Genomic DNA, 5788 nt, shown 5'->3' on the forward strand with positions numbered 1-5788 from the left:
CTATGCCCAGCGGGCAGCCAACTACCTGTGTGTTCAGCACTTGGGAGACTCTGAGGCGCAGGAGTTGGCGAGTGAGCTCACCCATTACGTGGAGCTGCTACTGCGCGTGATCGATCAGACCGAGCGACGCGTCATCCACGGAGAGAAGGTGCCGGCTTCAGAGAAGTTGGTATCGCTCTTCGAGACGCATGCCGACATCATCGTCAAGGACCGGCGCGACACGTTGTACGGGCACAAGGTGTACCTGACGGGTGGAGCCTCGGGCCTGATCCTCGATTGCAAGATCGAGAGCGGGAATCCGGCGGACTCGACCATGGCGCTGACGATGCTTGAACGGCAGTGCGAGATCTACGGTCGTCCTCCCCGACAGGCGGCGATGGATGGAGGCTTCACCTCGAAGCAGAACCTACGGGAGGCCAAGGCGCTGGGCGTGGAGGATGTCTGCTTCCACAAGAAGCGTGGACTCCTTGTCAGCGACATGACCCGCAGCAGTTGGGTCTACCGGAGACTGCGTAACTTCCGCGCCGGAATCGAAGGCATGATCTCGTTCCTCAAGCGCGCGTTCGGACTCAGGCGCTGCACCTGGCGTGGAGAGCTCTCCTTCGAAAGCTACGTGCAGGCGTCCGTACTCTCGGCCAATCTGCTCACGCTGGCTCGTCACCTGCTGGCCTGAACCCCACCTGCTCCCGAGGTCTACTCAGACCCCCGCCCGGGGGCCGGGATCAGTGTGCCCTGCACCCCCAGCAATCCCGCTTCGATGCTACTTCTGTGCCCTCATCCGCCGCCGTCGAGTCAGATCGAGCGTCTATCGTGCTTGCCCCACCTCACTTCCTCTCGTTCCCAATCCCATATACGCCATTTCCGGATGCGAACTAGGGAGGGGGCCGGCCGTGACAGCCAAAGGGAAGCGAGCGTCAGGAGCAGCGCCGCGAGGGCCGCACCGTCGCCCACGAGATCACCGTACTTCACATAGAAGGTCACGATGTCGGTCGTGTAGACGGTGTCGATACGGATGTCAGCCTCGAAGAGCGAGGTGGTGTTGTACACTCGTCCCACGGGGTCGATGAAGAGCGAGATCCCCGTATTCGCTGCGCGCGCTACCCCCACGCGGTTCTCGATGGCCCGCAGAACCATGTGCGCGGGATGCTGCCACAGCGCGGTCGTACGTGTATAGAGCGGCTCGCGACCGTACCACGCGTCGTTCGTGATGTTCAGTAGCACGTCAGCGCCTGCGCGTCGGAAACTGCGCGCCGCCGCCGCATACGTGGACTCGTAACAGATCAGTACCCCGTAGAGGTGGTCTCCCGCCTCGACGAGCGGCCAGCCTTCCCCTTTGCCGTACGTGCCGAAGTGCCGGAGCGTCGGCACCCAGTTTCTCGGCAGCAGCGGCACGCGCTCGACCATCGGAACCAAGTACCGCTTGTCGTACTGGAAGTCGGTCAGCCCCTGCGGCTCGACCAGAAACGCCGAGTTGTACTTGATGAAGGTCCCGTCGTCGAGAAACTCATGCCCGAAGCCACCCACGAGAACCGGGGCGCCGACCTCACGGCTGTATCCCTGCACGCGCGTAACCACGTCGGCAGCGTCCGGATGCGTCAGCTGCGTCGGAAACGTGACCTCGGGCATCACGACCAGCCCTACCGAGCCAGGCGCAAGCCTCGGCATCAACCGGTCGAGCGACGCGAACGTGCTGTCCAGCACGACGCTATCGTCGAGCTTGATGCGCTGGGGAATGTTCGGCTGCACGACCGCGACCTCACCGACCGCCCTCATCTGCAGCGTGTTGGCCCGCCAAACGCTCCACCCCATGGGCAGCACGAGAACGGCCACGATGATCGCGCCCTGGCGGCGCCATCCCCGGCCTTCTCGGAGGCTTAGCACGAGGCCAGCAACGAGCCCGTTCACCAATGCGAGCCAGAACGTCAGTCCACGCGCACCGATGATCTCCGCGAAACCGATCAGCTCCGGGAATCCCGACAGCGACGACCCCAGGCCGAGCCAGGAGAACGCCAGCGTGTCCGGCAGATGCGCGCGGAACCACTCGGCGGCGGTCCACGTGATGGGGAGCGCGAGCCAGAGCGGGACATGGACCGTGTGCACCGCGCGGTGCAGCATCCAGCCGAAGAGTACCGCGACCCCTGTCAGCGCCAGCCAGGAGCCGAGGAACGCGAGGATCGCGAGCTTCGAGAACCAGATCAGGGCGACCAGAATCCAGTAGAAGAGGATCCCGAAGTACACGGCTCCGAACACCGTCGCCCCGCGGACCGCCGCGCGCCGTCCTTTGCTTCCCGAAGGGAGGCCCTGCACCCACACCGCCATGGGCACCAGCCCGACGAAAGGGAGGATCAGCGGATGCAGAGGCGGGAAAGAGAGCGCGAGCAAAACTGCGGAAACCGCCGGAAGCAGTCGTTCGCCCGGCCTCGGCCAGAGCAGGATCTTCAAGCCGGCGAACCGGCCGCCACGAGTGGAGGCCGGCGTACCGTCGTTCACTACACCGCTACCGCGTGGCCCGCTTCAGCGGATTCATAAGCGGCCTCGATCAAGCGCATGAGCGCTACTTGCTCCTCAGGAACCTCGATTTCGCCGCGTCCAGAGACACCGCGCACGAACTGGTCGATCAGGCGTCGATATGCGTTGGTGTACGGGTTCTCGCCTCCCCGGGGCCGCGGCTGGCGCGGCGTGACCTCGAGCGGGCGGCCGCCAAGCTGCTTGTAGACCTCCAGCGGTGGGAACGAACCTGAACCCTCAGTGCCCATCACCCGCGCGTAGTATCGATCCTCGCTAGCGAAGAGCCGGTTGCTGACCTCGATCGAGAAGATGATTCCGTCCTCACTCTCGAACATCAGAGTGGCAGCGTCCTCGACCTCGTAGTCGCCTCCGCGTGCCACGCACGAGACGCTTTGAATGTTGGGGAAACCGACGATCCACAAGCAGAGGTCCAGTGCTGGCACACCCAGATCGATCACCGCGCCTCCGCCGGATGCGGCCTTGTTCTGACGCCACGTCGGGCGCTGGAGCGGCACGCTGCGCGTAAGCCAACTCCCGCGCACCGCATATAGCTCCCCTAGCTCGCCGCCGGCGACGAAACTCCGCAGCGCGGCAACCTCCGGGCGGAACCGGTGCGGATGTCCGACCGAGAGGTAGGTACCGGCCGTCTTTACCGCCTCGATCACCCGCGCGGCGCCCACGGCCGAGGTCGCGATCGGGCGCTCGACGAACACGTGCTTGCCCGCTTCGAGCGCTTGAAGCGCCATCTCCTCGTGTGTGTGGTTCGGTGTGCACAAAAAGACACCGTCCAGGTCGTCACGCGTGAGTGCCTGCTCGGGGTCGATGACCTCGGCGACCCCGAAGCGGCGCGCGATTGTCTCGGCCTTATGCGTGTCCGCATCCGCGAGAGCGACCAGATCGACGTCGTTCCGTTCCGCGAGAATCGGGACGTGCACGACTTGACTGATGGCCCCCGTCCCAAGTACGGCCAAGCGGATGGGGGGTGGTTCGTCCGTCACCGACTCCGTTCCTCTCCCGGCGCGTTCTCGCCGATCATGAACTGGGCTCCGAATCGCAGCTGGAAGTACTGCAGATCTCCGAGCACTTCGTACCGCCCCTGTCCGTTGAGTCGGAACCGATCGCTCAGCGGATACTCGAGACCAGCATGGAGGTTGAAGCCGGCGGTGACGGAATCCAACAGGTCCTCGACGAACGTCCCGTTGATGGCGGTGCCGTTGCCGTTCATGACGTGCGCGGCAACGCCCAGTCCACCGAACGACAGGAAGTTGAAGGGGATCCTCCATACGACATGGGCGTCGACGGCAACCGCGACATCGCTCCACTCAATCGTTCCCAGGTCGACGGTCGGGGCCGGGCCACCCGCCTGCGTCTGAACGAGCCCCGCGACGCGGTCCTCGAGCTCTTGGATCTCTTCCGCTCTGAACGGCGCCTTCCAATACGTCACACTCGGGACGATGCGAAGCCCGGGCCCTAGGTACCCCAGGTCGACGCGCATGCCGTAGCTCTGCGTGCGTTCGACGCGAGACGGGTACAAGTAACCCCATTCGAAGCCCACGCCGCGCAAGGACAGGTGCTCGTAGTCGAAGTCGGCGAGGTCCTGGCCCTTCGCCCCATTCGGCGCCGCTGCGAGCCCCACCATCGCCGCCACTACCCACGTCCCAAAGCACATGTTAGCCCGCATCTTCCTCCCTCCTCTTTGTGACCTACGCCACCAAATCGTAGTCGAGTGCGTCTACGATCTCGACCTCGATCATGCTGCCAGGCTCGATCCCCTCCGCTCCCCTGAGGTTGGTGACGCCGTCGACCTCTATCGCCTGAGCTACCGTGCGCGCAACCGCGACGAACTCGTCATCGTCCTCGACCCGGCGGTCGACGAGCGCGGTTGCCCGCGTCCCTACCAGCGCGAGGTTCTTCTCGAAGCTGATGTCCCGCTGAAGCTCCATCAGTTCCTCGAGCCGCTCGTTCATGACGGCCTGCTCGAGGTGTCCCTCCATGTCGGCGGCCCGGGTGCCGTCCTCGATGGAGTAGGTGAAGGCGCCCACGCGCTCGAATCGGATCTCTTCCAACAAGTCGAGCATCTCTCTGAAGTCGTCGTCCTCTTCACCGGGGAACCCAACGATCACCGTCGTACGGAGCGTGAGGTCCGGGATCGCGTCGCGCAGCCATCCCACCCGCTCTCGAATGGTCCCGCGACGTTCGGGCCTGCGCATGAGCTGGAGCATGCGATCGCTCCCGTGCTGAATCGGCATGTCGAGATACGGCACGATCCGCGCCTCACTTGCGATCAGCTCGACCATCTCGCGTGTGATCCCGGACGGATACATGTAGAAGAGGCGGTACCAGGGCACATCGGTACCGTCGATGAGCGCGCGCAGAAGCTCGGGCAGTAGCGGGGCTTCCCGGTCGCGCCGGCGGGCGTCTCGCCCGTACCACGTCGTGTCCTGCGAGACGATGTTGATCTCCTTCACTCCCTGAGCGCCGAGGCCGGCAGCCTCGCGCACCAGTTCGCCCACGGGCTGCGACCTGTGTAGTCCCCTCATGAGCGGAATCGCGCAGAACGCGCAGGTGTGGTCGCACCCCTCGCTGATCTTCAGGTACGACGTGTGCGGAGTCTCGGTGGAGAGCACGCGCAGCGGGCGCTCCATCATGGGCACCGCATCGGATTCGGGCAGCAGTCCCCGCGAGCGTAACTCGGGCACGAGCCCCTGGAGCTCAGTCAGTCCCATGAAGAGATCGACCTCGGGAATCTCCTCCTGGAGATCTCGCTTGTAGCGTTCGACCAGACACCCCACGGCGACCACAGCCTTCAGCTGCCCGCGCTCCTTGAGATCGCAAGCCTCCAGAATCGTCTCAATCGACTGTTCCTTGGCTTCCTGGATGAAGCCGCACGTGTTCACGATCACCACATCCGAGCCGTCCACGTCACTCGACACGTGGGCTCCATGGCCTAGGAGCACCGCCATCATGCGCTGAGTCGACGGTGTTCTTGTCGCATCCCAACGTGATCAGCGCGATGCGGGGCCCGTCGAGTGATCCCGCAGCCACCAACTCGTGGTGTACGGGCGCAACGTCCGGCGAGACGTCGGGCCGCACCGGGTCGGGCGTGAGCGGGAAGACCGGAAGGTCGCGCGTCCGGCTCACGTGCGCGCGGCTCTAGAAGGGTGATCGGAAAGGGGGGCGGGCCGCCACCCGTGCTGTCGCACGGGTCCCCGGGTGCCACGGCCCCAGAGGGCACCCGCGCATTGCGCGGGTCGCGGAGGGGCGAAGGCGTAGCCGTAGC

5 protein-coding genes and 1 pseudogene are annotated in these 5788 nt (G+C 64.9%); 1 reads left to right on the forward strand and 5 read right to left on the reverse strand.

Annotated elements, in window-relative coordinates:
* The coding region (locus tag IIB36_20055; GenBank protein ID MCH7534035.1) for a transposase at positions 1 to 673 on the forward strand (673 nt) is incomplete at its 5' end.
* Positions 674 to 792: 119 nt separating this feature from the next.
* On the opposite strand, the gene lnt is transcribed toward IIB36_20055, so the two are convergent.
* The 5 genes and pseudogenes from lnt to IIB36_20080 all read right to left on the reverse strand — a co-directional run bounded on the left by lnt (position 793) and on the right by IIB36_20080 (position 5649).
* Positions 793 to 2490 carry an apolipoprotein N-acyltransferase gene (gene lnt / locus IIB36_20060; protein ID MCH7534036.1) on the reverse strand — a complete coding sequence of 566 codons (1698 nt, stop codon included), beginning with the start codon at positions 2488 to 2490 and terminating at the stop codon, positions 793 to 795.
* Positions 2490 to 3506 carry a Gfo/Idh/MocA family oxidoreductase gene (locus tag IIB36_20065; protein ID MCH7534037.1) on the reverse strand — a complete coding sequence of 339 codons (1017 nt, stop codon included), beginning with the start codon at positions 3504 to 3506 and terminating at the stop codon, positions 2490 to 2492. The genes lnt and IIB36_20065 overlap by 1 nt, the downstream gene beginning before the upstream one ends.
* Positions 3503 to 4189, reverse strand: a complete 687-nt coding sequence (locus IIB36_20070; GenBank protein MCH7534038.1) for a hypothetical protein — start codon at positions 4187 to 4189, stop codon at positions 3503 to 3505. Before IIB36_20070 ends, IIB36_20065 begins: the two co-directional genes overlap by 4 nt.
* A 22-nt stretch (positions 4190 to 4211) precedes the next feature.
* Positions 4212 to 5483, reverse strand: a pseudogene (gene rimO / locus IIB36_20075) (30S ribosomal protein S12 methylthiotransferase RimO).
* Positions 5431 to 5649, reverse strand: coding sequence for a hypothetical protein (locus tag IIB36_20080; protein MCH7534039.1), 219 nt, complete (start codon positions 5647 to 5649; stop codon positions 5431 to 5433). Before IIB36_20080 ends, rimO begins: the two are co-directional and overlap by 53 nt.
* Positions 5650 to 5788: the final 139 nt, after the last annotated feature.

The organism is Gemmatimonadota bacterium (genome assembly GCA_022560615.1).
GTDB lineage: Bacteria > Gemmatimonadota > Gemmatimonadetes > Longimicrobiales > Gaopeijiaceae > UBA1138.